The sequence below is a fragment of the Nguyenibacter vanlangensis genome (assembly GCF_013376155.1).
Lineage (GTDB): Bacteria > Pseudomonadota > Alphaproteobacteria > Acetobacterales > Acetobacteraceae > Gluconacetobacter > Gluconacetobacter vanlangensis.
Map to the genome: position 1 here is coordinate 1 of NZ_JABXXP010000770.1, position 1,269 is coordinate 1,269.

Genomic DNA, 1,269 nt, shown 5'->3' on the forward strand with positions numbered 1-1,269 from the left:
GTGCGTCCGCCGGCTTGGACCGGCCGGCGGACGGCCGTCCTTTCTCCCATCCGCTGGATGGACCGGGCAGGGATCGCCGCCTGCCTTGCCGCCGCATGCTGGCTGGCCCATCTGGCCTGGACCGGCCGAATGGGCCTGAACAGCCTGGCCGATGCGACGGCGACCCTTTTCGTATTTTAATATCCTGGGGGCATTTAAACGTCCCGGGCCCATGCGGCGGATGTGGACCGAGGACGGAAGAATCAGGCTGCCTTCTGGCTTTCCATGATATGCATCAGAAGCGGCGCAAACTCCGACAGATGGGAAATCCGCACCAGGCCGGGCCATTCCGCCGAGGGCTCGTCCCGGTCGCGCAGCAGGACGCATGCCATCCCCGCGCGGCGGGCCGCTTCCACACCAGGATCGGAATCCTCCAGAACGATGCAATTTTCCGGAGGAATGCCCTCCTCCCCGGCGGCATGGAGATAAATATCCGGCCGCGGCTTGGGCATGTCGAGATCGCGGCCGGAATGAATCCGGTCCTTTTCCAGAATCCTGTTCAGGCCCGTGCTCTGGAACTTGGCATCCATCTCGGCGATCGAGGAATTCGACCCGACCCGGATCGGCAGGCCAAGGTCGGTGACCGACTTCAGCATGTCCTCCGCGCCGTCGACGGTTTCCGCATCGGTCCTCATCATCCTGACGATGCGATCCTGCATCATCATATCCCACTCTTCCGGAAGATCCTCTCCGGACTCCCGGGCGATCATGTCCCTGATCTTCGCGAGTTCGCCGCCGGTGAAGATCCTGTGCGCCTCGGCGTCCGTAATGGCCCAGCCATATTTCCGCGCCTCCTGGGCCATCAGCGCCGTGGACATACGCTCTCCATCCACAAGGACACCGTCGCAATCGAAAATGACCATGCGCAATTGACCGTCGACACGAATGGCGGAAGGTGCAATTTCAGTATAGTTTTTTAAAACAGACAAAAATATCCATCCTCTTTTGCAAAAATAGATCAATTTCCGCGAAAATGTCGGAATTTCCATGCGGTATCTTTAATATATACATACGAATTATTTTTTCTCGTTCAAGGGTTGAATTTTTATTATTTTCCGCATAATAAAGAAATATCGTCCGGATTTCACGGACATGACTCTCGATATATCCGTGGGGTGCATCCATGGATTGCCGCATCGGTGCCGGCGCCGCTTCCACCGTGGGCGGCTCCCCGGACCCGCGTCAGGCTTGGTGCCGCTCGGTTCTGCGCCCGTCCGGCGCGGCCGGGCC

At 58.8% G+C, this 1,269-nt stretch carries 2 protein-coding genes; one reads left to right on the top strand and one right to left on the bottom strand.

The annotated features are described in order from the left end of the window. A partial coding sequence (locus tag HUK84_RS22940; RefSeq protein WP_218064467.1) for a hypothetical protein occupies positions 1-180 on the top strand: 180 nt, incomplete at its 5' end. 62 nt (positions 181-242) lie between these two features. Here HUK84_RS22940 and HUK84_RS18880 read toward each other — a convergent pair. Further along, complete coding sequence (locus tag HUK84_RS18880) at positions 243-902, bottom strand: HAD family hydrolase (RefSeq protein ID WP_176641595.1); 660 nt, start codon at positions 900-902, stop codon at positions 243-245. Positions 903-1,269 lie beyond the last annotated feature (367 nt).

What these genes read in the sequence shown, in the direction of transcription:
- HUK84_RS18880 (WP_176641595.1), bottom strand. Translation starts at nt 902, where the DNA reads ATGGTCATTTTCGATTGCGACGGTGTCCTTGTGGATGGAGAGCGTATG.